At 54.2% G+C, this 26,155-nt stretch carries 24 protein-coding genes and 1 riboswitch; of the genes, 4 read left to right on the top strand and 20 right to left on the bottom strand.

All coding sequences use genetic code 11. The features are described from left to right. Positions 1 to 11: 11 nt before the first annotated feature. The 5 genes from pth to OZX70_RS03435 form a co-directional block, all read right to left on the bottom strand. Positions 12 to 611, bottom strand: a complete 600-nt coding sequence (pth, locus tag OZX70_RS03455; protein ID WP_277181837.1) for an aminoacyl-tRNA hydrolase — start codon at positions 609 to 611, stop codon at positions 12 to 14. A 190-nt stretch (positions 612 to 801) separates the two neighbouring features. Further along, positions 802 to 1,293, bottom strand: a complete 492-nt coding sequence (locus tag OZX70_RS03450; protein WP_277181835.1) for a GNAT family N-acetyltransferase — start codon at positions 1,291 to 1,293, stop codon at positions 802 to 804. Positions 1,294 to 1,431: 138 nt separating this feature from the next. After that, a complete protein-coding gene (locus OZX70_RS03445) occupies positions 1,432 to 4,686 on the bottom strand; it encodes a UPF0182 family protein (protein ID WP_277181834.1) in 3,255 nt (1,084 codons plus the stop codon). Between the two features lie 42 nt (positions 4,687 to 4,728). Beyond that, on the bottom strand, positions 4,729 to 5,064 hold the full coding sequence (locus OZX70_RS03440) for an AzlD domain-containing protein (protein ID WP_277182086.1): 336 nt from the start codon (positions 5,062 to 5,064) through the stop codon (positions 4,729 to 4,731). After that, positions 5,064 to 5,906, bottom strand: a complete 843-nt coding sequence (locus tag OZX70_RS03435; protein ID WP_277181833.1) for an AzlC family ABC transporter permease — start codon at positions 5,904 to 5,906, stop codon at positions 5,064 to 5,066. Before OZX70_RS03435 ends, OZX70_RS03440 begins: the two co-directional genes overlap by 1 nt. 375 nt (positions 5,907 to 6,281) lie before the next feature. On the opposite strand from OZX70_RS03435, the gene brnQ reads away from it, so the two are divergent. Further along, positions 6,282 to 7,727, top strand: coding sequence for a branched-chain amino acid transport system II carrier protein (gene brnQ / locus OZX70_RS03430; RefSeq protein ID WP_277181832.1), 1,446 nt, complete (start codon positions 6,282 to 6,284; stop codon positions 7,725 to 7,727). A 125-nt stretch (positions 7,728 to 7,852) separates the two neighbouring features. Here the strand turns inward: brnQ and gnd are convergent, their stop codons facing one another. The 11 genes from gnd to OZX70_RS03375 form a co-directional block, all read right to left on the bottom strand. After that, the gene (gnd, locus tag OZX70_RS03425) at positions 7,853 to 8,728 is read right to left on the bottom strand and encodes a phosphogluconate dehydrogenase (NAD(+)-dependent, decarboxylating) (protein ID WP_277181831.1); all 876 of its coding nucleotides are present in this window, start codon (positions 8,726 to 8,728) and stop codon (positions 7,853 to 7,855) included. 245 nt (positions 8,729 to 8,973) lie between these two features. Then, positions 8,974 to 9,486, bottom strand: coding sequence for a gluconokinase (locus OZX70_RS03420; protein WP_277182085.1), 513 nt, complete (start codon positions 9,484 to 9,486; stop codon positions 8,974 to 8,976). A 176-nt stretch (positions 9,487 to 9,662) separates the two neighbouring features. After that, positions 9,663 to 10,955 carry a solute carrier family 23 protein gene (locus OZX70_RS03415; protein ID WP_277181830.1) on the bottom strand — a complete coding sequence of 431 codons (1,293 nt, stop codon included), beginning with the start codon at positions 10,953 to 10,955 and terminating at the stop codon, positions 9,663 to 9,665. A 334-nt stretch (positions 10,956 to 11,289) separates the two neighbouring features. Beyond that, positions 11,290 to 12,102 carry a histidine phosphatase family protein gene (locus tag OZX70_RS03410; protein WP_277159622.1) on the bottom strand — a complete coding sequence of 271 codons (813 nt, stop codon included), beginning with the start codon at positions 12,100 to 12,102 and terminating at the stop codon, positions 11,290 to 11,292. Positions 12,103 to 12,419: 317 nt separating this feature from the next. Further along, positions 12,420 to 12,875 (bottom strand): Hsp20/alpha crystallin family protein, encoded by a 456-nt coding sequence (locus OZX70_RS03405; RefSeq protein WP_277146557.1) that lies wholly within the window; start codon positions 12,873 to 12,875, stop codon positions 12,420 to 12,422. Positions 12,876 to 13,344: 469 nt separating this feature from the next. Continuing rightward, a complete protein-coding gene (locus OZX70_RS03400) occupies positions 13,345 to 13,770 on the bottom strand; it encodes a nuclear transport factor 2 family protein (RefSeq protein WP_277181829.1) in 426 nt (141 codons plus the stop codon). 163 nt (positions 13,771 to 13,933) lie between these two features. Then, positions 13,934 to 14,290, bottom strand: coding sequence for a DUF488 domain-containing protein (locus OZX70_RS03395; protein ID WP_277146555.1), 357 nt, complete (start codon positions 14,288 to 14,290; stop codon positions 13,934 to 13,936). 138 nt (positions 14,291 to 14,428) lie between these two features. Further along, entirely contained in the window at positions 14,429 to 14,638 is a 210-nt protein-coding gene (locus OZX70_RS03390) for a zinc ribbon domain-containing protein (protein ID WP_277146554.1), read from the bottom strand. A 480-nt stretch (positions 14,639 to 15,118) separates the two neighbouring features. After that, positions 15,119 to 15,805, bottom strand: coding sequence for an SDR family oxidoreductase (locus tag OZX70_RS03385; protein WP_277181828.1), 687 nt, complete (start codon positions 15,803 to 15,805; stop codon positions 15,119 to 15,121). A gap of 359 nt (positions 15,806 to 16,164) precedes the next feature. Then, the gene (locus tag OZX70_RS03380) at positions 16,165 to 16,476 is read right to left on the bottom strand and encodes a DUF2442 domain-containing protein (RefSeq protein WP_277146552.1); all 312 of its coding nucleotides are present in this window, start codon (positions 16,474 to 16,476) and stop codon (positions 16,165 to 16,167) included. A gap of 10 nt (positions 16,477 to 16,486) precedes the next feature. Then, a complete protein-coding gene (locus OZX70_RS03375; RefSeq protein WP_277146551.1) occupies positions 16,487 to 16,753 on the bottom strand; it encodes a DUF4160 domain-containing protein in 267 nt (88 codons plus the stop codon). Between the two features lie 160 nt (positions 16,754 to 16,913). On the opposite strand from OZX70_RS03375, the gene OZX70_RS03370 reads away from it, so the two are divergent. Next, complete coding sequence (locus OZX70_RS03370) at positions 16,914 to 17,702, top strand: Fic family protein (RefSeq protein WP_277181827.1); 789 nt, start codon at positions 16,914 to 16,916, stop codon at positions 17,700 to 17,702. 62 nt (positions 17,703 to 17,764) lie between these two features. Here the strand turns inward: OZX70_RS03370 and OZX70_RS03365 are convergent, their stop codons facing one another. The 3 genes from OZX70_RS03365 to ychF all read right to left on the bottom strand — a co-directional run bounded on the left by OZX70_RS03365 (position 17,765) and on the right by ychF (position 21,053). Further along, positions 17,765 to 18,997 carry a PD-(D/E)XK nuclease family protein gene (locus tag OZX70_RS03365; RefSeq protein WP_277146549.1) on the bottom strand — a complete coding sequence of 411 codons (1,233 nt, stop codon included), beginning with the start codon at positions 18,995 to 18,997 and terminating at the stop codon, positions 17,765 to 17,767. A 379-nt stretch (positions 18,998 to 19,376) separates the two neighbouring features. Further along, positions 19,377 to 19,793 carry a protein-(glutamine-N5) methyltransferase gene (locus OZX70_RS03360; protein ID WP_277181826.1) on the bottom strand — a complete coding sequence of 139 codons (417 nt, stop codon included), beginning with the start codon at positions 19,791 to 19,793 and terminating at the stop codon, positions 19,377 to 19,379. A 171-nt stretch (positions 19,794 to 19,964) separates the two neighbouring features. Continuing rightward, positions 19,965 to 21,053, bottom strand: a complete 1,089-nt coding sequence (ychF, locus tag OZX70_RS03355) for a redox-regulated ATPase YchF (protein ID WP_277181825.1) — start codon at positions 21,051 to 21,053, stop codon at positions 19,965 to 19,967. Positions 21,054 to 21,321: 268 nt separating this feature from the next. Between ychF and OZX70_RS03350 the strand changes: the two genes are divergently transcribed. Together OZX70_RS03350 and OZX70_RS03345 are read left to right on the top strand one after the other, a co-directional pair. Beyond that, positions 21,322 to 22,521, top strand: a complete 1,200-nt coding sequence (locus OZX70_RS03350) for a serpin family protein (RefSeq protein WP_277181824.1) — start codon at positions 21,322 to 21,324, stop codon at positions 22,519 to 22,521. A 198-nt stretch (positions 22,522 to 22,719) separates the two neighbouring features. Continuing rightward, positions 22,720 to 22,897, top strand: a riboswitch (Lysine riboswitch). A gap of 122 nt (positions 22,898 to 23,019) precedes the next feature. Beyond that, complete coding sequence (locus OZX70_RS03345) at positions 23,020 to 24,645, top strand: amino acid permease (protein ID WP_277181823.1); 1,626 nt, start codon at positions 23,020 to 23,022, stop codon at positions 24,643 to 24,645. Between the two features lie 219 nt (positions 24,646 to 24,864). Here the strand turns inward: OZX70_RS03345 and OZX70_RS03340 are convergent, their stop codons facing one another. After that, the gene (locus OZX70_RS03340) at positions 24,865 to 26,013 is read right to left on the bottom strand and encodes a glycerophosphodiester phosphodiesterase family protein (RefSeq protein WP_277181822.1); all 1,149 of its coding nucleotides are present in this window, start codon (positions 26,011 to 26,013) and stop codon (positions 24,865 to 24,867) included. Positions 26,014 to 26,155 lie beyond the last annotated feature (142 nt).

The following is a 26,155-nucleotide window of genomic DNA, read 5'->3' as shown; positions in this document are numbered from 1 at the left end:
GGCCTTTCGCTTCAGCGGCCATTGAACCGCTCCTGCGCCTCACTCATGCCCTCGAACATGATAGTTTCCACTGCGTCGGCACCATCCGCGAGGAATTCGGGCAGTTCGTTGCGTTGCTGCGCGGAAAAACCTCCGAGTACCCAGTTGACCGTGTTCTCATGGGCGTGTGGTCCACGAGCAGCGTGACCGGTACCCATGCGGACGCGTGAATACTTGTTGGTTCCCAGAGATTTGTCGATGGAACGGATACCGTTGTGCCCGCCCGCCGAGCCACCGGCCTTGACCTTAATCCGCCCGAAATCGAGGTCCATATCGTCGTGGATGGCAATAATCCGTTTTGGGTCGATGTCGTAATAGGTAGAAATGGACGAAACCGCATCTCCGGAATCGTTCATATAAGTCAACGGCTTGGTAAGGAAGAACTTGAGGCTTCTGCCGCTGAGATTCATCACACCTTTGCCCAAATCAGCCAATCCCTTATGATCGCCGAAAGACACGGACCAGCGTTCCGCCAGCACGTCGGCGACCATGAACCCCATATTGTGGCGGGTGCCCTCGTATTTCTTGCCGGGGTTGCCCAGTCCCGCAATCAGCCAGAATTGTGATGCCATCTCGTGCTACGTTCCTTCTCGTCAGTGATATACAAGCGATATATCAGGTTCATTCATATCAACCACCTCAATCCGGGCATGACAAAATGCACCGAAAATGCGGTTACCTGATATCAATCATACCGATTCCAACCGACGCTTGGCTACGCCTAACGACGAACGCAACGACGGAAGAATGATTATAGCTACATCACAGATCGAGATACCAGTAGGACATGTCGAGATAGCCGTGGCCGTCCCAGCAGGCCTTGGGTAGAAAACCATAGCGGGTAAAACCAAAATGCTTCATCAGGGCGATGGAGCCAGTGTTGCTGGCGAAAATCAGACCGATGGCCTTGCGATTGCCAAGTTCCTTGGCTTTGCCAATGAGCCAGGAGACCATTTCGGTGCCATATCCTTGATACTGCGCGGCGGTGGCGATGTAATAGCTCAACTCGACCACGCCGTCGTAGCCGGCACGAGGATGGAAACGCGACAAGGAACCGAAACCGACTACTTTCCCGTACCGATCTTCCAAGACGACCACAGGAAAATCGCGGCGTGGTTCATGCTCGGCCACCCATTCGCGGCGCTGCTCGAGGGTTCGCGGCTTTAGATCGGCCGTGGATCCGCCAGCGATAACCGCCTCATTGTAGATATCGGTGATTACCTGCAAATCGCTGTCCTCCGCCGCTCGAATCATGGCTACTCCTCGTTTCGCTTCCACGCTTTTTTAATTTCTAAGACTTATTGATTGAATATAGTAACGGCGTTGTATGAACAGCACCGAGATATTGCTGCTCACACAACGCCGTCATAATAGCTTAGCCGGTTTAGCGGCTTATTGTTGGCCTTCCAACTGGAGGGCGCGGTTCAGCTGGTCGTTGAGCTCCTGCTGGGCCTTGCCGTAAGCGGCCCAGTCGCCCTTCTTCATGGCGGCATCAGAGTCCTTCATGGCCTGGCCTGCCTTGCTCAAGGCGTCCTTCAAATCAGGGTTGCTGGCAGTCGCACCGGAAGAACCGGACGTACCTGCAGTGCCGTTCGTTCCATTGGTCTTGCCAGAGGTGTCGCCTTGGGTAGCAGAGTTGTCGGAGGAGGAACCGCTGGTCGCGGCACCGCCCTTGTTTTCGGCATCGCCTGCGGAAGCTCCGGAATCACCGCCGAAGACCTGATCGAGTGCCTCGTCCAAGGTGTCCGCGAAACCGACTTGATCGCCGAAGGCCACGAGGATCTTCTTCAAAAGCGGGAAGCTGGTGGCGCCGCTGGATTTGACATAGACGGGCTCGACGTAGACCAATCCACCACCAAGTGGCAGTGTCAGGAGGTTGCCACGCACCACCTTGGTGGAGCCGGTTCCCAGGAGGTTCAGTTCCTTGGAGACGTCAGCATTCGAGTTGAAATTGTTTTGCGCCTGGCCAGGGCCCGGCACATTGGCGTCCTTCGGCAACTCCTGCAATCGTATCGTGCCGTAATTCGGCCCTATCTTGCCCTTGGTATCCCCCGCGTCGGAATCGACTGAAAGGAAGCCGGTCAAGATCTCACGCGTCGAGCTACCTGCCGGAATGTAGGTGGAAGTCAACGAGAAGAGCGGCCGCTTGGAACCGCCGGTCTTAAGGGTCAGATAATACGGCGGCTGCAGCACATCGTGTTGCTGGGCATCCTGGGCCTCGGTGGGATCGACCGGGGTCTGCCAGAAGTCCTCGCCAGAGAAGAACTGGCCGGGGCTTGTGACGTGGTATTTGGCCAGCAGCTGGCGCTGCACCTTGAAGAGGCTTTCCGGATAACGCAGATGGCTCATCAGCTGGCCGGAGATATCGGAAATTGGGTGGTATTGACCCGGGAAAATCTTCTGCCATGCCTTGATGACCGGATCCTTCGTATCCCAAGTGTAGAGGTCGACCGAACCGTCATAGGCATCGACCGTCGCCTTGACTGAGTTGCGGATGTAGTTGGCGGGCTGCGAATTGAGCCCTTGAACCGTCTTGGAAGTGATGGTGGTCGAATCTTGAGTGGCCACGCCAAGGTCGGTCATCTGTGAATACGGATAGGCATCCGAAGTCGTATAGCCGTCGACAATCCACTTCACACGTCCGTTGACTACCGCCGGATAAACACGTCCATCAAGCGTCAAGTACGGAGCCACCTTGGCCACGCGGTCACGCGGGCTGCGATCGTAAAGAATCTGCGAATCCGAGGTGACACGATCGGAGAAGAAGATCTGGTCGCTGCCGAAGCGGATGGCATAAAGCAAACGGGTCAGCATGTTGTTGACCTTCGGACCACCATTGCCTTCAAACGTGTTGGAGGCGCCGGTGGAGCCCTTCGGGTAATCGAACTCCCAGGGTGCGGTGCCCTGCGGCGAACCGACGATGGAGTACTCCGGTGAATTCGGCGAGAAGTAAATGCGCGGCTCATAATGCTGGGACTTGGTCAGCTTGCCTTGAGTGGGTATGCCGGATTCGAAGAACTCGGGGTTGCCATCAGTGGTCACCTTGTTGCCATAGGCGGCGACGACGCCATAGCCGTGGGTGAAGACGGTGTGGTCGTTGACCCAGTTGCGGTTGTCGTTGCCGTTGACGTTAAGCTCGCGGGCAGCAATCACGGTGTCCTGGCTCTTGCCATCGATATCGTACTTATCGACCGCCAACGAGTCGGCAAACATGTAATACTGCTTGGACTGCTGCAACTGCTTGAACGTCGGAGATATGACTTCCGGATCAAGCAGACGAATCTGCGCGGTGGTCTCCGGGTCGCTTGCGAGCGCGCCGGATTGACCATGAGTGGTGGCGTTGTAGCCGCCAACCTTCACCTTATCGAGGCCATAAGCCTGCTGGGTCGCCTTGATGTTGCGTGCAATATAGGACGATTCCATTTCCTGCTCGTTAGGGCTGACCTTGAAACGCTGCAGGAGCATCGGCCAAAGCATGCCAAGCACGATGGCCACGACCACAACGGCGGCGATGGCAATCATCGGCACGCGCCACGCCTTGACGGCTGCCACCACACGCACATCCGGAGAGGCGGGGCCGTCGAAGGAATGGGAACGCATAAGCCAGATGCCGAGCAAAACGCCAAGAATCGCTGTCAGCGCGGCAAGAATGAACGCCACCGGCACGTTGGCGTGCACAGTGGTGTAATCCGCACCGGTGAAACGGTTACCGCTCTGGGTAAGCGTATTGAAGACGCCGATGACCTGACGAACGGACCAGGCGAGCATATTGAGAATGAACCAGACACTGATCTGACGACGCGCGTATTTGGTCATGGTCATGATGCCGTGGCCATTGACCGGCATCGTGATGCGGATGCCGCCCATGGCGAAGTGGGTAATCACCGAGAACAGGAGGCCGAAGAAGAGCAGCATCCTCAGCGCGGAGAGCATAAGGTTCACACCGGGAAGGATGAAGACGTAGAACCCATTATCAATACCAAACTGTGGGTCAGTGACTCCAAACCGCTGGGCATGGAACATCAAAAGAACCTCGGACCAGTTCGAATTGAACTGGGCGCCGAAAATCAGGCCGACGATCAGCGAGACGATTACCGCCACTTTCCTGGCGGATTTCGAGCTCACTGACTTGCCGACTTCAACAACGTCGCCTCGGACGCGAATCTTGGAACCGTCGGCGGAATCCGGGCGCTTTCGGATGGCCATAGTGGCGGCAAAGTAGCTCACCAGCGCCATGAGCACAGCAAAGGCGACCCACAAGCCGACCTTCGTCCAAAGTTGTGTCCAGACGACCGATTGGAAGCCGAGCTGCCCAAACCACATCAGGTCGGTGACAAAGTGATCAAGACCGAACAGCAACGCCAGAATCAGCGCCACAACGACGACCACACCGATGAAGACCTTCGTCCCATTGGATGTGCCTTTGGGCTGCTTGTTCGGACGACGTGTCAGACGCGGGTTACCACTGCGTGGCGGCCAGAAATCACTTGCGGAGAAATTCGGGCGTTTGTTTCCAGACTGGGCGTCGTCATCGCCGTCGGTATGGATATGCAAAATTGTAGGGTCGTCGTCATCATCGTTCTGGCGATAACGATTGGATCCGTTGCGCGGGTCCGGGAACCCGCCGAAAAAGTCAAAGAAGGACATGTCTCAATCGTAGCGAAAGGTGTCGCCCGTCACAGGCGGATTTCAGGCGAACACGGTCTGTACCAGCACCATATAGAGGACAGTGCTCGCGAAAATCGCCAACAGCGAATTGTGTCGCCAGCGGTATATCAGCACAAGCACCGCGATGGCGATGAGCATGGGTATGCCGTGGTCACCGGAGACGAACGACACGTTTTTGAGCGAATAGACCACCAACATACCGGTCATCGCATATGGCAGCACGTCACCCAGGTAACGGATGAGCCGAGGAGGCGTTTTGGAATCGGGGAACAGCAGGAACACCGTAAAACGTGTGACCATCGTGGCGAAGACAACCACGGCAATGGTGATTACGGACTGCATCGTGCTCATCGTCATCATCGCTTGCCTTCCTTTTCACGGCTATCTGCCATCGTTTGTGCGACAGCACCGTCGTTGGCTTTGCTACCTCCCTCATATATGCCAAGGTTTTCAGTGCAATCACCATCACCAGACGAATCCGACTTGAGTTCCTCCAACCAAGGACGCAAAAACAGGAAAACAATCAGCATGCCCGCTAACGCAGGCAACATGAAATCCTTCGGGCCAAAGGCCAGCAGACAGGCCAGCGACACCACCAGGCCCACCAACGCCGGCATATGCCCGCGCAAAGTGTGCGGTGACGATGACCATTGGTCCAAGAGAATCGAAACGAACATGGCGACCATGGCGAACTCGACGCCTTTGGTGGAAAACGGCAGAATGCCGCCGATCAGCCAACCCAGAGCGGCGCCGCCAACCCAATAGCAGTAGTCAAGTACGGAGACCCAAAGCATGAACCAGCCATGATCGATCGTTTTCGGCACTTTGGCGGATGAATTGATGGCGAACGTCTCGTCGCACATCCAGAAAATAAGCAAAGGTTTCTTCCAGCCCAGTCCGCCGAAGGGACGAAGCATCGCCAGACCATAGAAAAAGTGACGGCTGTTGACCATCAGCGTCATCACAAACGCGGCGAACGGGTTGAAGGCGCTCAAAAGCAGGTCGATGGTGACGAATTCCATCGACCCCGCAAAAATGAATGCCGCCATGCAGACCGGGTAGGCAAGTGAGAATCCCTTGGAAAACATCAACAACCCGTAGGAAAGACCGGTCAGCACGAAACTGGCGCAAATCGGCAGGGTACGCGGAAACGCCTCACGAAATGCCGCCGACACTGTTTTCCCGGACGCCACCGACATCCATCCTCCTCCGTTCCGTTCAGCCGCCGAACTCGTTTACGACAATATCGGCTATATTATAAAAACGATTCGGCACGCTCTCAATACCGGTCACACTGTGAGCATTCCGAACTCTTTGGTGCATGTAAGCCCGCCACATGACGCCCCACCCGCATCCAAGTGCCATCGAATATCAGCCAAGCCAGTCAAATACCAGAACGGACCCATTGCCAAACCTGCAGGCATAACGAAACAGCAACATCGTTCAACAGACAGATACAAGCCTATTGTCCACTCAACCATGCTTGGCGTGACTGGCGCATATAGTGAAACCGAAATCCGCATAGTGGATGCAATTCCATCAGTTGCATCGCACAGAGTTATATTGGAAGTTTTATGGTAGACACCACTGGTAACGCACAATCAGAACAGCCTGTCGAACCGCAACAGGGTACGGCATCCATAAATGCACACGACAGCGACCAAAGCCGAACCGCGACGAAACTCAACGGCCGGCACCGCCTCGTTGTGGCATTCACATTCTTCTCCATGTTCTTCGGGGCCGGAAATCTAATCTTCCCGCCGCTGATGGGCGCACAGGCACAAAGCGCGGCGATTCCGGCCACCATCGGTTTCATCGTCTCGGCAGTGGGCCTGCCGATTCTCGGCGTACTAGCCGTGGCCTCGGCGGGCGGCTTCGAGCACCTCGCCTCGCGCGTCTCCCCCAAGTTCGCCGCAGTACTGGCCTTCGTCATCATCATGGCCATCGGCCCGTGTTTCGCCATACCCCGCACCGCCACGACCTCATATGAAATGGCCATAACTCCGTTCGCCGGAGAAAACAACCGTCTGGCGCTGCTGATCTATTCGCTGGTCTTCTTCACCTTGTCGTTCATCCTGAGCCAGCACCCCGAAAAACTTTCCAAATCGCTCGGCCGTTTCATGGGACCTCTGCTGCTGGTACTTATCGCCGTCATGTTCGTCGCCTGTATCTTCATCAGCCACGCACCGCTCGGCAAACCGTTTGGCGAATATGCACACGGTTCGTTAATCTACGGGTTCATCAATGGCTACCAGACCATGGACCTTCTGGCCGCGTTGTATTTCGGCATTGTTATTTCAGCCAATATTTCTGAGTTCGGCGTCACCGACATCAAAGCGAACCGTCGTGAAACGGGCATTGCCGGAACAGGCGCCGGGATTCTGCTCATTCTCATTTATGCCGCGCTTTCCTTTATCGGTGCAGTAAGCGGTTCCATCAAACCCGCCAACGGCAAGAACGACACAGGGGCCACCGTACTGACCAACCTCACCACCTCGGCGTTCGGCTCCATCGGAACCGCCTTCGTCGGCCTCATCTTCGTGCTCGCCTGCTTCAATGTCTGCACCGGCCTCATTTCGACCTGCGCAACCTATTTCGAAGACATCTTCCCCACTGTTTTCGGCCATCCAGTCAAATATCGAACATGGAGCGTTTTCTTTGCCGTTTTCAGCTTCATCGTCTCGAACGCGGGCCTAAGTGCCATCATCACCGTCTCGTTGCCGGTGCTCGGAGCCCTCTATCCCATTGCCATCGTGCTGGTGCTGCTCAATCTCGTGCAAAAGCCGTTCTCGGCCAAGTTCCCACGCGTCTATTTCTGGACGGTGCTTCTGGTGGCGATCTTCACCATCTTCGACTGCATTATCAAACTGCTCGCCGTTTTCGGGCTTTCGCTAACTTCCGTGAGCAACGCACTGGCTCACTTGCCGCTCTATAGCGCCCAACTGACTTGGCTTATCCCCGCCGCTGCCGGCATTGTCATCGGCGTTATCGACAGTCTGATTCGCCGTAATCACAAGTAACCACGAAACCCTAAGCTTAGGTACATTTGTGGGGTTCCGCCTTTCGACAGGCGGAACCCCACAATCATCAATATTGATTACGTCTCGTAATCAAACTATCAAACTATATTAAATGCGCTTTCGGTTCAGGCTTTCGTGATATGACCGCCGAACTGGTTGCGCATCGCGGTGACGACACGCAGGATGTCATCGGCACCGCCACGCGAGGCCTGACGGGTGTAAAGACCGGCGCTGATGGCCGGGGTCGGCACGCCAAGTTCGGCAGCAGCTTCAATCGTCCATTTCGCCTCGCCGGTCTCGTCTGCTACCGGCGGCATGGCTTTGAGATCCGGATCGTTCTTCATAGCACGGACCAACAGATCGAGCAGCCACGAATCGACGACACTGCCGGCGCGCCAGGAAGCCATGACCTCAGCGGGATCGTTTACATATTCGCTGCGTTCCATCGTCGCGAAACCTTCGCCGAACGCCTGCATCATACCGTATTCGATGCCGTTGTGCACCATCTTGGCGAAATGTCCGCCGCCGACCGGCCCGGCATGGACCAAGCCGTCCTTGCCTTCCGGCTTCAGCGCTTCGAAAATCGGGAGCATCCGCTGATATTCCTCATCGGTGCCGCCAGCCATCAAAGCATAACCACGCTCTTCGCCCCAGACACCGCCGGAAACACCGCAGTCCATGTATTCGATGCCCTTTTTCGCAAGTTTTTCTGCGTTGAGCTTGTCGTCGGTATATCTGCAATTGCCACCGTTGATAATCAAATCACCGGGCTCGAGCAGCTCCATCAGCTCATCGAGCGTGCTGTCGGTAGCTTTGCCGGCGGGCACCATAATCCACACGTTACGCGGCGCATCAAGCTTAGAGACAAGCTCCTTAAGGCTGGAGACGTCACGGCCGGATTCAGGGCTCAGGTCGTAGCCGACGACCTCATGGCCGGCTTCTCGAATCCTTTTGGCCATATTGCCACCCATACGTCCAAGACCAATCATGCCAAGTTGCATTATTTTCTCCCTTATTAAACAATATTGAACGATAAAACTCTATTTATGATTCCGAGAGCTTGGACATTTCTGATACGCACTCAGGCTAAAACGAAAACGCCCGAACCACTATAACCCAAACAATGGCGAAAATCCACCATAATACAACTGAAACAACACGCGACAAAAGACTTCAGCACTGCATCTACGACGATGGCATCATCCCATTCAGTCACACAGCAGGTATCGACACTGAAAAATCCTTATCAGTCAGTACCCATATATTTTTGTGCAGCTTCCAACGCACGTTCCTCGACTTGTTCGGGACTTCCTGAGATATCGATTTCGCACCCCGTCTCATCAGGCTGCAAAGGCTCCAGGTCTGCGAACTGGCTGGGCAGCAAGGAAACAGGCATATAGTGCCCCTTGCGCTGCCTCATTCTCGAACCAATCAAATCTTCGGAACCCACCAAATGGATAAACAACACATCAAGATCCTGGCGTAGCACGTCGCGATAAGCACGTTTCAGAGCGGAACAGGAAACGACGGTGGACACACCTTTCGCGTCCTGATCTCGCATCCACTGATTGATGATCTTGAGCCAGGGCCAACGGTCTTCGTCGTTGAGCGGGATGCCATGGCTCATCTTGTCGACGTTGGCCTTGGGATGGAAATCATCTCCCTCGGCCATCTCGAAACCGAATTTGTCCGCAAGCGCTTGGGCCACAGTGGTCTTTCCACATCCCGAAACGCCCATGACAATGATGTGTGTGCTCACCATGAACCCCCTGTTAGTACTACTTCTACTGTAAAACAAAACGCTGAACAGTCAACAAGATGTCAATATTTGCCACGATATGGCAATGCCGGACGGCAGATTCTTCTGCGCACCCGGCATGTCGCATGTCGCTGAGATTGCTTCATCAAAGAGCAATCTCAGCGATTACCACTCCGTCACTCGGTGCCGTCCTTGGCGATAGCGCCGGTGGCGCGACCGATGGCACGCAGACCGTGGTACATCACCAGCACCGCGACGGTGCCGATGGCGATGCCGTTGAACTTGACCCCGCTGATAGCGAAGCCGAAGTCGGCGATGCCGATGATCATGGTGACCGCGGCGGTCATGTTGTTCAGGGGCTTGCCGAAGTCGACCTGGTTGTCGACCCAGATGCGCACGCCGACCATGCCGATCATGCCGTAGAGCAGCGTGGTCACGCCGCCGAGCACGCCGGAGGGAATCGTGTTGATGACCGCGCCGAACTTCGGGCAGAGGCTCAGGATCAGGGCGAAGGCGGCCGCGCACCAGTAGGCGGCGGTGGAGTAGACGCGGGTGGCGGCCATCACGCCGATGTTCTCGCCGTAGGTGGTGGTGCCGGAGCCGCCGCCGAAGCCGGCGATCGTGGTGCCTAGGCCGTCGGCGAACAGGGCGGTGCCGATCTGGTCGTCATAGTCACGGCCGGTCATCTGGGCGACCGACTTGACGTGGCCGACGTTTTCGGCGATCAGGACCATGACCACCGGGATGAACATGGGCAGCACCGAAAAATCGGCCTGCGGCATATGGAACTGCGGAAAGCCGATCCACGAGGCCTTCGCCACGGCGGCGAAATCGACCTGTCCGCGGAAGCAGGCGTAGGCATAGCCGACCAGGACGCCGAGCAGGATGTTCAGGCGGCCAATCAAGCCCTTGAAAAGCACCGCGATCAAGAGGACCGCGACCAGCGTCACCGCCGCTGTGTCAGGAGCCTTCTGGAAGTTGGACCAGACCGAGGGGGCGAGATTGAAGCCGATGATGGCGACGATGGCGCCGTTAACCACCGGCGGCATGATCAGATCGATCCACTTGGCGCCGGCGAAGTGGACGAGGATGCCGACCAGCGCCAGCAGGATGCCCGTGCACATGATGCCGAAGCCCGCAGCCGGGATGCCGGCACCGAGTCCCTTTTCGGCTTCAACGGCCGTAATAGGGGCTATAAAACCAAAAGAGCTACCCAGATAACTGGGTAGCTTGTTTGTATTGATCAACAGGAACAGCGCGGTGGACATTGCGGTGAAGAACAATGTCGTCGACGGATCGAAATGCGTCAGTATCGGAACGAGGAACGTCGCGCCGAACATCGCGATCACGTGCTGGGCTCCAATGCCCGCCGTTCGGCCCCACGTCATGCGCTCGTCAGGGTCGATCACCTCACCGGGATTCAATGTCTTGCCGTCACCGTGCAGTTTCCAGGTGAACATGTTACTCATCCTTCGCTCTCCTTTTGGGCATACTTTGACCACTAATTGAAAATAGAGGATTTACCGCGCGGCTTTGATTTCGTCGCGCGCCTTGGGATAGTTTAATGCGCCCTTGGACATTCGGCGTGTCGTGTTCGCGTAGTGGACATAGCACATGACTACACACGACAACTGACGTTGTTGGACGGGGATATACAATGCTGAGGCACCCTCTAGGCCGGTAGGCCAAGCTTTATGCCACAGCATCGCATATCCCCGTCCAACAACTCAACCTAGAACATCATGTTCAGAGTATCCTACATCATATATCTCAGCTCAAGAATATTAGTCCGAGCGCACAGATTTAGAGATGAGGGGTGACGGACTGGACCACGTCTACCAGGTCGCCGTTGGAGAGCAGGGGGCGCTGGAACTCGCGCCACGGATCGACCTTGACGACCCAGCGGCCGGTGTCCTTGTCGTAGACCGGGCGGGCGGTCTGCTCGAAGTGGATGCGCTCGTCGGTGCGGCCGGTGTTGGGGTCGCGGCGCGAATAGTGCAGGCAGGTGCAGTTGGTGATCTTCCAGTTGTCGCTGTCGGCGCGGCGCAGGAACTCCTCGTCGGAGAGGTCCTCGAGGGTGAGCATCAACGAGAGCATGAAGTCGCCGTGAGTCACCGCGATGACGGACTGCGCCTCGGCGCGGCGGTTCAACGAAGTCAGCAGGTTGTGGGCGCGGTTCTCGGCCACGTCGGCGATGGATTCGCCGGCCGGCGGGCGCCAGTAGAGCGGGTCGGTTTTCTTGAACATCCAGTTGCGCTCGTAGTTGGTCTTGAAGACCTCCTGCGTCACGGTGCTGATCTCGCCCCAGGAGCGTTCACGCAGCACGCGCGTCTCCTCCCATTTGGCCTTGGGCAGCGCCATCGTCGCCGCGGTCTCGCGGGTGCGCACGTAGGGCGAGACGAGGTAGCGGTCGAAAAGCTGTTGCTGCTCGACCAGCCAGCGTCCGATGCAGTAGGCCTGCTTACGCCCGGTCGCCGTGAGCCTCCACGAGCGGTCGGGCACGGTGACGTTATCCTGCGTAAAGAGCGAATTGTCACCGTGCTCCCCCGCTTTGACGATGACGTTGGCCTCCGATTCCCCGTGTCGGATCACATACAAATCCAATGGCATGCCCATGTGCCTTGCCTCGTTTTCAATATCTTTCCATTGACCTTCATTATTTGCTACAAGTCATTATCGCACAGGAAACGCGGCGGAGGCCAGCAGCGAAACGAGACAAAATCGAATTCAACGTCAAATACCTGGAAGACGGAAACGTCGTTGAGCGTTCCATCGAACGCTCAACGACGCCATGAGATAATGGACGGGCCCTGGATCTCAGAGAAAACACCCCTTCCCGTGTTCCGCAACTTCCCCGAGCACAGAACACAAGAAGGGGCATCCAGCGAACGTTTCAGTCCGCCAAAACCGTTCTCGCCGTAACGACCAGCGAATCAGCCTTCGATGGCGATCTGGTGCTTGGCCTCGACCTTCGGCGCCGGCTGCACCTTGGCGATCTCAAGGCTCAGCGTGCCGTTCTTGTAGTTGGCGTGCACGTCGGATTCCTTGACCTCATCGCCGACGTAGAAGCTGCGCGAGCAGGTGCCGGCGTAACGTTCGCGGCGCAGCCACTTGCCCTCATCGTTCTTCTCGTCATGGCTCTCGTCGCGCTTAGCCGAGACGGTCAAGTAGCCGTCGTGCAGCTCGAGGGCGATGTCGTCCTTGTTGAAGCCGGGCATATCGATGGAGACGTCGTAGGCCTTGTCGGTCTCGCGAACATCGGTCTTCATCATGTTGGCCGAGGAAATCGGGTTGCCCATGCGGTTGCTGGAATCGCCCCAACCGGCGAAGAACGGATCGTCGAACAAATCAGAGAACGCATCATGCATCAAAGCCGGAAACATAGCCATAATCAATACTCCTTGAAGTAGGAGGCAAGTCTCTTTACGTCCGCGGCCGGAGCCAAACCGGCCAGATGACGAGAGGCTCCGGAACCTTGCGGCTCCAAGTCTTTATCGTGTCACTATGTCCAACCGTTATTCCCGCTCCGGCTTCCCGGTTTTAACCTGCAGTGAACAAAACTTGAGCCAGATCGACTCAAGTTTTGAAAATGACTGAATTTCGAGGTTTAAACCTACTACGAGAAGGACACAAACAAAAATGGATGTTCGCCACCTCAGACACCTTGCATATCGGCATTAGCCGGAACAACGGAAACGATGTCCCTACCCTCGGAGTCCATACATCCCCGACAACGAGAAAAAGCGAGAAACACAATGACACCCTCATCACTTCAGAGACAGGAAAACGGGAAACGGATCAATCGCTGATATGACGAAGAATCCATCTCCCGTTCGCTTCATGAAGTCCCGTAATCGACTACTCGCCCTTGTACGGGTAATCGCGACGGCGCTTGGCCCGGAACTCACGCACCCGCTTGATCTTGTTCTGTCGATTGAACTCGATGACCGAAACCCCGTCGTAGTCGTAGGATTCGCCCTCGCGTACCCGCCCTGCGAGCGTCCAGAAAACGGTGATTGACGGCTGCCCTTCACGACCGCGGGCATGGGTGAAATTGGCTATCTTCCACATCGACACGGCCTGGTGCTCCAGCGAATCCTCAATCCAGTGATGAATCTGGTTGCGGTTTTCGTAGATATGCCCGTTGGATTCCTCATAGACGCAATCAGGAGCGAAAATCGCGTCGAGCTTGTCGAAATCGCGGGTCACCCACATGTTGAAGTAGTCGGAAATGGCACGCTCGCGCTTACGTGCCCTCGGTATCGATAACGTCACTGTCGCCATAACCATCATCATACGCTATACAAAGCGCGTTACACGGCCACGATATCGAATTTGTCTCGAAAAATTATGGCTTCACGGTTTTCTGCGGCGACCCGTCGCACAATCACGTATGATTGCTTCATTTATTCAGCAATAGCCAAATACGGCAACGGAATATCACAACCTACGAAAGCCGCTTGCCGAGATAATCCTTCAAAACCACTGCCTGGTTGTTGTGTGGGTCTTTGGCGCCATAGAGCAAGGTGACTTTGGGCTGTTCGTGGCATATCGCGACCAACTTGCCGACCGTTTCCGCGTTTTCGTCTAGCTCTTTGCGGTATTTATCGGCGAACTCGTCGAACTTGGCAGGATCGTGGCCGAACCACTTGCGCAGCTCGGCGCTCGGCCCGATTTCCTTGAGCCACAGATCGAGTTTCGCCTTCACCTTTGAAATGCCGCGCGGCCAAAGCCTGTCGACCAAGACGCGGTAGCCGTCGGCATCTTCGGCCGCCTCATACACCCGTTTCAACGCAATCGTCATATCCCCGCTCCTTTGACTCGTATACCTCAGCCTAGCGCAGATAGGAACGGAACGACAGAGCAAATCGGATATCGGCGAAAAAATCAAGATTCCTAGATACGGCCGTCGCAACCATCGAGGATAAACGTCGACAAGCCGTCAGTTCATCAGGAAATCGAGAACGTTCATGCCGGCGTCGGTTTCGGCGCGATAGAGCTCCGTGAAGCCGCATTGGGTGCAACTGACGGTGATGAACTTCTTGTTCTGCACATTGAAGAGCTTGGCGAATTCCCCGCCCGTCGCCTGGAACTGATCGGAAATGTAGTGTTGGCATCCGCATTTTTCGCATACGTACTGTTTCTGCTGCATTGGAGGGCCTTTCAGTTGGAGACGATGTCTTGGTTACTTATTTAATCACAACACACAGGCATCAATGCAACGCAGCGCCAGCGGATATACATTTTTACCGGCAAAATTCTATCTATTGACGAAATAACAAACAAACCAGAAATACCGGCCAGACGGTTTGCACAAATAGGCTTCAAAGTGTTCTGCTGTATAGCAGCAAAGCCTTGAGACCGACACGCGAGATTCGGACCTCTGCGCTCATTACTCCCTGAATATCTAAAGCGCCTCAAGTGTCCAAAGGCCCATGGACACATAGGCTGACCGTTATCACAAAATCAGAATGCCGATAATTCTGCAACAGCAAGCCGATGACGAGAACCGACAGAAAATCTTGACCGTTTGACCGTTTGACCAGCTTTGGGCCGGACAAACACATGATAAAGAGCCGCACGCCGCAAGGCAGGCAGCTCTTTTATTGATGCAACAGGACGACCAACGGACTCAGACAAGAACCTCGTCGATCGGCTGGTCGCCGTCGTAGAAGGCGATGGTCTTGCGCTTGGCCACATCGGCGCTGAGCACGCGGGCGATGACCGCCGCGACGTTGCCGCGCGAGGTCGCACGTTGCTCGGGCGTGGCCGGCTTGCCGTCGATCATCGTGTGGTCGTTAGTTAGAACGATTTTGTCGGTTTCGGGCTCGAGCGTCAGCACGCCCGGACCCAGAATCGTGTATTCGAGCGAGGAATCAATCAGGTGCGCGTCGGCGTCATGCTTGGCCTGCGCGTACGGCAGGAACGACTCCGGCCAGCCCATCGTCTGCGGGTCACGGTCGGCCGTATCGTAGGAGACCATCACAAAGCGACGCACGCCCGCTTTTTGCGCCGCGTCGATCGCGTTGACCGCGGCCTGATAATCGACGGCGTGGGTGCGAACGGCGTCGCCACCACCGGCACCGGCCGAGAACACGACAGCCACAGCGTCTTCAAACAAGCCAGCAAAGCTGTCGACGTTGGCATGTTCCATATCGAAGACCACCGGATTTGCGCCGGCCTTACGCACATCGTCGGACTGCGCAGGGTTACGGATAACCGCGTCGACCGCGAATCCCGCAGCCTTCAGCTTCGGTTCGGCGAGCAACGCCACCTTGCCATGCCCGCCCAAAATCACCACACGTCGCTGATCAGCCATATCGATTCCTTTCAAAAATCGCAACGTCCATCGTTATTGATGGATCATAACCATCATTATCATGCCATAAAAACACCGTTACGCGCACAGAGCGAATTGTCGGACTCGAGGCTGCGAGATTTATAGTCCGGTTATCTGCTACGAAGCCTGTCAGAACTCGTTATCTTGCTCATTTAACCACCAGTATTCTAACGGTTAAGCCATTTATCCACTAGAAAACTACAGCTTAAGACTTTATAAGACACGGCATCGGTTCTGCGAGTCATTTAGGAAAAAAGAAGAATCACATGGCCGAAATTTTATAAAACCGCCGACACATTTTCTTAAAACACATGGCAGCAACTCCATAGAATAAGATTTCAGGCGGAAACCAACGCTCCATGAGCGTCATATTCGTAAGAATGATTATAAAGATACGACGGAGAGATATCGATAGATCCATCTTGCCACGTCAGTACACCGTCTTCCAACTGAAAATGCTCAAAAACAGCCTCGTCACGCAACGGGGCAAACGCGGGAACATCATCAAACATTTCGCTAAAATCGCAAAGCCGAGTTTTCCCGTTCGAAAACGTAACCACCATGGTATAGTCCCCGGTCGCATGAGCATCGAGGACCTCTAATTCACCACTCGGAGAATCCGCATAAACGATTCCATCATGTACGAACATCAAAATCTCCTTATGACAAAGGCTTTATTTTATTAAAAGGCTTACCGCTTATAGCTTCATTCCATGCAAGGTACAATTCACTCTCATGCAATTCAAGCCACGCGGCCACCAATTTGTATTGTCTTTCCGGCAAAGAACCCGCCAACACTTCACCATCGATGCCGATGGAAGCCTTAAAATCACCATACTTCACATGTACGTGCGGCTTATGATGTTTGCCTTCATCCTGATACACCATCTTGATGATGATTCCGAAAAATCTGCTTACTTCCGGCATTCGATCACCTCTTTTAGTCCTAGTCCTAAATCTCATTGTAGAGGAAATCAGCAACCTTGAAAGAAGTCTTTCTCAATATCATCTATAATCGAAAAGTCACTGTGAACCGCAATCATTCACAATACGATTTCGATTTATCACATCAGTCAGGAGAACAGCTATGACAATTCAGCATATTGCCTCTCCTCTGATGACTACCAAAGGGCTCGCCGGACTGCTGTACCGGATGGGACGCACCTTTGACGGGCTCAATACCTCGCGCATGGCAACCGAAGAGTTTCTGCGCACCGGCAATCCCAACGTCGTCGGTTCGCGCAACGACTATGCACTGCTTTGCGATTTGAAAGACGCCTCCTCGTATGTCATCGAATACGACTATTCGACACGGCCTATGGATCTGGCATGGTTCACCGGCATCAACGCGAAAATGACCCGCACCGCAGCCATGGAGCCTGGCGTTCTAAGAACGGCGGAAAACGTCATCGTCTCCACCCGCCGAGGCACCTATACCCCGCCTGTGCCTTCTGCCGCGGCAATCGAGCAGGAACTACGTCTAGTTTCTGCCGACGACACGGCAAACGAACTCGGCACAGGAAGTAACGCCGCAACGTCAAATTCGGTAAATGTTGCCGCAACGCCCACAGGCAATCCGCAACCTCTCGAACGGGCTTCGCATCTGTTCGCAACACTGGCAAAGATGCAACCGTTCGGCGATGGCAACAAGCGCACCGCCCTACTCGCCGCCAACGGCCTGCTGCTCAAGCTGCATTCATCCGCCGTCCTCGCCGTCCCGGTAGAGCCTCCAGATCGCGATACCTTCAACGACAAACTGAGTGCTTGGTACTTCGATAATGACCCATCTGTTATCGATTGGTTTGCTAATTGGAACCACACGCATTGCACAGAGCAATATTCAAACTCAAAGAATATAGCTTATCCCAATCTATAAAGCCAATTACGGTTATGTACACACAAGCACTTCCGAACAGTTAAAATATGATTAAATCATATTCATTCCATTAAAGCTCTTTTCTCCAATTGAAGCATATTATCCATTGCTTTATATAATTTGCCCTTTGTCTCTTTTGCAAGAGCATCAATCTCAACAGTTTCAAGGATATCGCTCAAGTTGATATCCGACGGAAAATCAACGATTTCGCGCTGTTTATTCTGGTTAGTTATTGACGAATTGCCACTACCTATTCTCTCACGAATATGTTGCATTCTACCAATTGTCGTTTCCTGTTTACCTTTCGGGAAGACCTCAAGCCTCATGCTCGGTTTCAAAAGCGATGAAACTTTATCCGGATAAAGCCAATATGCGTACACCCAGTCATCATTTGTTGCACCAAAGTAATCATTCATCTTTTGAGTATGAAATCCATAGTATGTCATTCGCCCTTTATTCCAGCACCAATGATTACTTATTTGGCCTTTATCTTGTAAATCATCCATAACAGGATCATAGACTTTCTCAATCAAATACTGTTCAACCGCAGATTGATCAGTACATGCTTGACTCACAAAATCAAAAACCTCGGAATAATTACGATACAAGTTATAAGCAAGCTTATTCTGTTCTTCATCGTTCACAATATTCTCCTTCTTTAATAACCTCACATAATCTTCAATAAGAATCTGAGTGCGCCCCTGCGCAGAGTCTCTCAAAGATTCCAACACTTTAGCTACAGACGAATAAGATAATGTCAGCCAAATAGCTGGATTTTGGCACTGATCTTTCGGAATTTCAAAACCTTCAGGTGCTAACAATACGTAAATACGATATTGACGATTACCGTATGTGGATTCAATGTATTGGTGATAATCGTCCAATTGACGATTATGCAATCCAGAATCAACTTTGTTCTCAATACACATCACCATTCTGTCATCAATTGTTTTTGCTAAAATATCAATCCTGTCCTCAGATTCTCTGACAACATTCAACTCCGATAAATCATCAGCAGCCAGAGGAACGAAACTTGCAACGCCGCTCTCTGCAAACTTCTCTGAATTATCTACATAAAGTTGTGCAAGCAGCCGATGAATAAACAAATCACCAAGCCCATGAGGTCCCGATGGATCCATAAGCCATGCAAGAAACGCTGAATGCTTAATCTCCTGACGTCCCATGTCAACGGCGTCGAAGACATTTACTCGGTTGAGTCTCTGATTAAGTTGATCGAAATCCGGATCGGCAAGCAGCTCCATTGCCTTTGATGCTAAAGAATTATTCTCCGACATAATTCATCTTTCTTGATAATCTTTCATAATCTACTCTCAATATATAACACATCAATGCGCTGCCGAACAGTCTCATAAGCTTACCATCGCTGTCGGGTTTCGGAACTTTCGCGTTGTCCTATAACAACTTTGCGATCGACGCAATGACTTTGTACGAAAGGTTCGTTGGAATCAACTCTTCTCTATCGTACAAATGAGCGTTTTTACACAGAACTCCGTCTTTATGCCGTTACATAGCACCAACGCGATTGTTCTACCATAGAAATCGATCTCTGATTTGTTACTACACTCAAATAGCAGATCACTCTATTTGTTGTAAATCATTTGAGGCTGATCATATTAGCAAGTTATGTTGCATTTGCACAACATCCACGTCTCATTACCGATTAAGAAACGTCGTGCCTGTTTCTACTTCGTCAGGCGCAAGAATGTCCCGCTCATCAAAATAAGCGATTGGGTTTTTGGAATCGTTGCGTTTTAACGTTTTCCCGAGCCATGCATCGTATTGGCGCTCCACCGGTTCACCGATGAAGCCCATGCGCATGTCCTCACGCTTGATCAAACCTCGAATCTTTGCCACGCATACCACGACGTTGTCAGGATTGAGAATAACAGCCAAATCACAACGTACCGCCCGGCCCGGCTCAAGTTTCCACCAACTGTTGCCGGCATGCCACACCTCTTCGGGTGACATACCTTCCTGCCAGCCGATAAATTCGCGGTATCCGCCTTCTGGCAGTTCCTCGTGACGAACCGGCTTACGCGGACCAAGCTTCATCGTAATAATCTCGCTCAAAGACACCCGCCTTTTATCAATCTAAACTTGCTTACTAGTTTCCATGATACTAAGCAAGCCGCACCGATCAATATGTACCTCTAAAGAATGACCAACTGCTGCTTAGATAACAAAAGTGGCCCGATACCAGATGATATCGAACCACTTGTAAGGGTTAAGCGTATCACAGTCTCACACGTTGAACTTGAAGTCTACGATGTCACCGTCCTGCATCACGTAGTCGCGGCCCTCCTGGCGGAGCTTGCCTTCCTCCTTGATCTCGTTCATGCTGCCCTTGGCGGCGACAAAATCGTCGTAGGAGACGATGTCGGCCTTGATGAAGCCACGCTCGAAATCACTGTGGATGACGCCGGCGGCCTGCGGGGCGGTCCAGCCCTGATGAATCTGCCAGGCGCGCACTTCCTTGACGCCAGCGGTAAGGAAGGTCTGCAAGCCGAGCACATCGAAGCCCACACGGGCCAGCTGGTCGAGACCGGATTCCTTCAAACCAGCGTCCTCAAGCATCTCACGAGCGTCAGCCTCGTCGAGGTCGGTCAGGTCGGACTCGAATTGTGCGTTCAAGAAAATCGACTGCGCGGGGGCGACGGAATCGGCGAGCTTCTTCTGCAGATCCAAGTCGCCCAGCTCAATGTCGTCGACGTTGAAGACGTAGATGAACGGCTTGGCGGTCATCAGGTGCAGGTCATAGATGTCGGCCTTGTCGATCTTGCCGGCGGAAGCGGCGTGGTCGATGGTCTCGCCTTCCGAAAGAATCGACTGCGCTTTCTTGACCGCGTCCATATATTCCTGTGTGACCTTCTTGCCGCGCAGCTCCTTCTCGAGCTTGGGCAGCGCGTTCTCGATGGTCTGCAGATCGGCGAGCATCAGCTCGGTGTTGATGGTGTCGATGTCGTCGGCCGGATCGACACGGCCGTTGACGTGCACGATGTCGTCGTCCTTGAAGGCGCGCACGACCTCGCAGATCGCGTCGGCCTCGCGGATGTTAGCCAGGAACTTGTTGCCCAGGCCCTCGCCCTCGCTGGCGCCCTTGACGATGCCGGCGATGTCGACGAAGGTGACGGTCGCGGGCACGATCTTCTCGGTGCCCACCAACTTGGCGAGCACGGGCAGACGCTTGTCAGGCAACGGCACGATGCCGGTGTTGGGCTCGATGGTGGCGAAAGGATAGTTCTCCGCAAGCACGTTGTTGCGGGTCAAAGCGTTGAACATGGTGGACTTGCCGACGTTCGGCAGACCGACGATTCCGATAGTTAAAGACATACCTCAAGTCTAGCGCCGAGACGGACGAAAACGACGATCCTATTAGAATGGAATCAACGGTCATTGCGCCCGCAATAGTTGCATCATCGGCGATGAAAGGACACGCATGAGAAAATATGCCGCTTTCAACAGGCACGGACATGGCACAACGCAAAATCGCGACAAAGAAAGCCTCAGCCATGCGACAAACTCCGTATCTGCAGAATCTTCCCCGATGCCACCCGAACCAGAAAGCTTGAAACCACGGCGCCGACGCCAATTTCCCCGCATGATGACACGGATACTGAGCATATGCGTCATTGCGGCCCTCTTTCTTGCAGCGGCTTATGGAACATGGACGCTGATCCTTCACCCCAAGGCGATGCCGCCGAGCAGAACCGCCAAAACCAGCGTCCAGCAATTCGCATACGACAGTTCATCCCTCTTCCTCACCGACCGGAAACTGACCGACGAAAAAGGTAATACGAACTATTCCCCCACCTCGATGTGGACGGCGCTTTCGATGGCCGAGCAGGGATCGGCAGGAACCACCAAAACCGAATTGCAATCCGTCCTTGACAACGGCGCGCAGCCCAATACGGATGACTGCCATTCGCTGATGCTCTCCATCAACGGCAGACGCCATGGCAAATCAAGGATGCAGACCGCCAATTCGATATGGATCCGGAAAGACCATCCGCTCGATAAGGATTACAAAAAATCCATGAGAACCGGCTTTTTCGTCGACATGAAAACGGTCTCAGGCGACGCCTCCAGGCAAATGAGCTCGTGGGTGGACAGGAAGACGCATGGGATTCTCAAGCCCGATTTCGCTTCGAACAACTCCACGCTGACACTCCTCAATACCGTATACGCCAATGGAAAATGGCAGGATCCATTCGATGCGGACAACACTTCCGACCAGCCTTTCCATGGAGTGAGAGGAGACTCAACGGTTCCCATGATGAGTCAGCAAGGGACGATGGAACTGGCCAAAGGCAAAGGATTCAGACGTGTCGACAAAAAATTCGACGACGGATCTACATTGAAAATCGTGCTACCCGACCAAAAGTCAGCGGCGAACGACCTGGCTGGGAAAACCGATTCGCTGCGTGCCATGTTCAACGCGAAAAGCGAAGAGACCAAAGTCGACCTTGAGCTTCCGAAATTCAAAGTGGCCAATACGTTTGATGACACGATACCGATCTTAAAAAAGCTGGGAATCCGTTCGGCATTTGACTCGTCCCATGCGAATTTCTCCAAAATGACAAGCAGCGAGCAGTTCTTCATTCAGCAAGTCATCCAAGGCACCAGCATCGATGTGGGCGAAACCGGCGTCAAAGCCGCCGCATACACCAAAGTCGAGATGCTGAGCAGCGCGCCGAATCCAGGAAGAATTGAATCATTCATCGTCGATCATCCGTTCATGTACGAATACGAAACCCCTGGCGGGGTCCCACTGTTCATCGGCATCGTACGAAACCTGTAGACAGACGACGAGTATAGCAACGGTCCAATTGTTTGACGCCGGCAGATAGTCAACAAGACAACAGCGGCAAATGCTCCAACTGGCAACCCAACCGCGCAAATCGGAACGCTCATCAGCAGTCAGCGTCCTAAAACGCCCAGCAGCTCATCGTATTGGGCAGATTTGTCGCGAAAACCACCTATAGTCACTCTTATCATCAATCACAGAAGAGGTCGCTGAACCCATCAGTAACCGACCAGAGGCACGGCGGTGCCAGCGAGGGCCGATGAAAGGGAGTTCAGCCGAAATTTCCGGTCGTCTCCGCGGCAGGAAGTTGGGTCTGGGTCCAAGAAATCCAGGACTGTCGCGGCCAATGCCGCGGAGCGCTATCGATGAGAATCGTTGTAGGCTTTTTCGCGATGAGGCGTGGCTCGATATCATAGCTCGGCTTCAAGCGACAAATGCACTGGCAGCCATTCACATCTCTGTAGGCTTCTTCCCTACCGGAAGGAAAACAGTATGTCGGCAACAACCGACCATACCGAAAGTGGAGCCAGCACTTCGTTCCAGTCTACGGCGACAGGAGTGAAGGCAGGCAAAGCAGCGCGCCAATCGACCGATCCGAACGTCAAGGTCGCGGCCACGCACCCCATTCCCCCGCTCAGCGGCAAAGGCAAGCCCGGTAAATCCGGCGGCGGCGTGCAACGCAACCTGAAGACCCGCCACGTCTCGATGATCGCGCTCGGCGGCTGCATCGGCACCGGCCTGTTCATGACCTCGGGCTCCACCATCTCCAAGGCCGGCCCCGGCGGCGGACTGGTGGCCTATATCGCCATGGGCATCATGGTCTACTTTTTGATGACCAGCCTCGGCGAGCTGGCGACCAACCAGCCGGTTTCCGGCTCCTTCGCAACCTACAACGCCAAATACGTCGATCCGGCGCTCGGCTTTGCGATGGGCTGGAACTATTGGTTTAACTGGGCCATCACCGTTGCCGTCGATATTTCCACGGCGGCCCTCCTGATTCAGTACTGGCTGCCGAACACCCCAGGCTGGATCTGGAGCCTTATCGTACTGGTGGTCATCTTCCTGATCAACGCTCTGACCGTCTCCGCATTCGGCGAGACCGAATATTGGCTTTCGCTGATCAAGGTCATCACCGTCATCGTCTTCCTCGTGCTTGGCTTCGCCATGATCTTCGGCATCATGTTCCATCCTGCGGTCGGCTTCGGCAACTTCACCTACAAAGACGCCCCGTTCGTCGGAGGCTTCCCCGCCATCCTGAGCGTCTTCCTCATCGCCGGCTTCTCGTTCCAGGGCACGGAGCTCATCGGCGTGACCGCAGGCGAATCGGCCGACCCGGAGCACGCAGTGCCGAAGGCCATCAACAGCGTCTTCTGGCGCATCCTCCTCTTCTATGTCCTTTCGATCTTCGTGATCGCGGCGCTAATCCCCTACACCAGCCCGAATCTGCTTTCGGCGGCCGACGGCAATATCGCGATGTCACCCTTTACGCTGGTCTTCAAACGTGCGGGCCTCGCCTTCGCCGCAAGCCTGATGAACGCCATCGTGCTAACTGCGGTGCTCTCGGCGGCCAACTCGGGCATGTACGCCTCGACCCGCATGCTCTACTCACTGGCCGGCGACGGATACGCTCCGAAGTTCTTCGCTCATACGACGAAGCATGGCATTCCGATGGCCGCCCTTATCGTCACCACCATCATTTCACTGGCCACCTTCGCCGCCTCGATCTTCGGCCAGAAGATCTACATGTGGCTTGTGGCGGCTTCGGGACTCACCGGGTTTATCGCCTGGGTCGGCATCGCGATCAGCCACTTCCGCTTCCGTCGCGCGTTCATCAAGCAGGGCCATCAGCTTTCGGAGCTGAAGTACCACGCCAAGCTCTTCCCGCTCGGCCCGATCATCGCGCTCATCCTGTGCATCGTCGTGATCGGCGGGCAGAACATCGATGCGTTCGTGCATTGGGATTGGCAGCAGATCGGCATCACCTACATCGGCCTGCCGCTGGTCCTGATCCTCTATTTCGGATACAAGATCAAGAACCACACCCATATCATTCCACTGGACGAAGTGGACGTCTCGCCTTCCGACCTTTCAAAGGAACACCAAGAAACAGAGGCTTAAATCCAAAAGCCGCTAGGCATTTCATTCACCTGACAAATAGGGGCATCCGACAAATCGAAATCTCCGATGTCCTATTTGTTTTGCCTGTCAAGCAACGTTTATCGCGAAAATGAAACCAGATCCGAAGTGAATCCTTTACCGATAGCGCAAAACGACAGACCATCAAGCCAACAAAATGAATGTATCAGCACTTCAGCGTTTTGGTATGTCAACATGCGTTCAGTCTTCCGGCGGCACGAACGCCTCGAAGATGAAACGGTCGAAATCGTTGCGGCACCGGTCTAGTTCCCCGGCACTGCGCAAAGTCCAGGCCACCGGCAATGCACCCAGCGCACGCGTCAAGCACATCTGCGGTGAACGGCCACCGGCCCAATGATAAGCCACGAAATCCGGACGCGAAAGCCAGTTGAAACCAAGCTTTCCGGCGATCCAGGGGATGATGCCGCGTTGCAATGAGTGCAGATTCGTCTGCAAATCTGTATTTCGGTCAATCGGGAACGGCGTCGAAACGGCAAGTTGGCCACGGAAGACCTCGGGATGATTCTGACGATACCAACGCATGGCCATCGGATTGAACGACTCCACCACATACGCTCCGTCGTAGTCACGCAGCAGCTTGTCGCCGCTTTTCATCAGCAAACGTTGGCGATCGCCCCACGAATTGCCTTCAAATTTGTATTCGACTATAATCGGCACGCGCCCATCGACGACCTTGAGCACGTCGGAAAACAGCGGGACGTGCTGGTATTGGCTTTGCTGCGGCAACGGCATGATCTTCTCCGCCTCCAACTCGGCTTGCGAAAGAGGCTCGGCCTTGGCATCCCCGTATACGCTCGGGTTCGGGAACAGCGGGATATGACGCAATTGGTCGTATGTCAGATCAGCGACACGTTGAGGACAACCGGCCACACGCAGCAGGTCCGGGTCATGAACCACCACGACCCTGTTGTCGGCAGTAAGTTGCAGGTCAAGTTCGATGCCATATCCGGCTTCGCAGGCGGCAGCAAAAGCGGCAAGCGAGTTTTCGGGGGCGATGGGCCTGTCATCATTTTCCGGCCCCATGCCGTAGCCGGCCTTACGGGCCATACGACGGGCAAGTTCGATATAATCGCCGTCGGTTTCTTGATATTCTTTCGTCAGCCCCGAACCGGCATCGTGTAGGCCTCGATGAGCATAGAAGACATCGGGCATATTCGCTGCGTTCTGCCTCTGACGTTCCTGGCGTGAGCGGGGAGCCAACGCCCAAAGCGTCGTACCGGTTAGCGCCGCCCCGCCAAGTAGTAAGCGGAGTATCGCAGGCGTCAAGCACTCCTTGCCTGTTTTGGGCCGTGACTTGGCAATCTGGCGATTTGTAGTTCGCTTTGACATTATCGTTCTCCTAAAATCAGTATGAGCGCTCACCGAGCATCATGATATATGTCGGGAATACTATATGACAGCCACGGTCATGATATTTAACGACTCGGTTTACAGTCATTAATTCATTTCCACTCATACCAAGGTTTCCGCA

This window comes from Bifidobacterium sp. ESL0732, assembly GCF_029395535.1.
GTDB lineage: Bacteria > Actinomycetota > Actinomycetes > Actinomycetales > Bifidobacteriaceae > Bifidobacterium.
The sequence above is the reverse complement of the archived record's forward strand: the minus strand, read 5'-3'. Positions and strand labels throughout refer to the sequence as shown.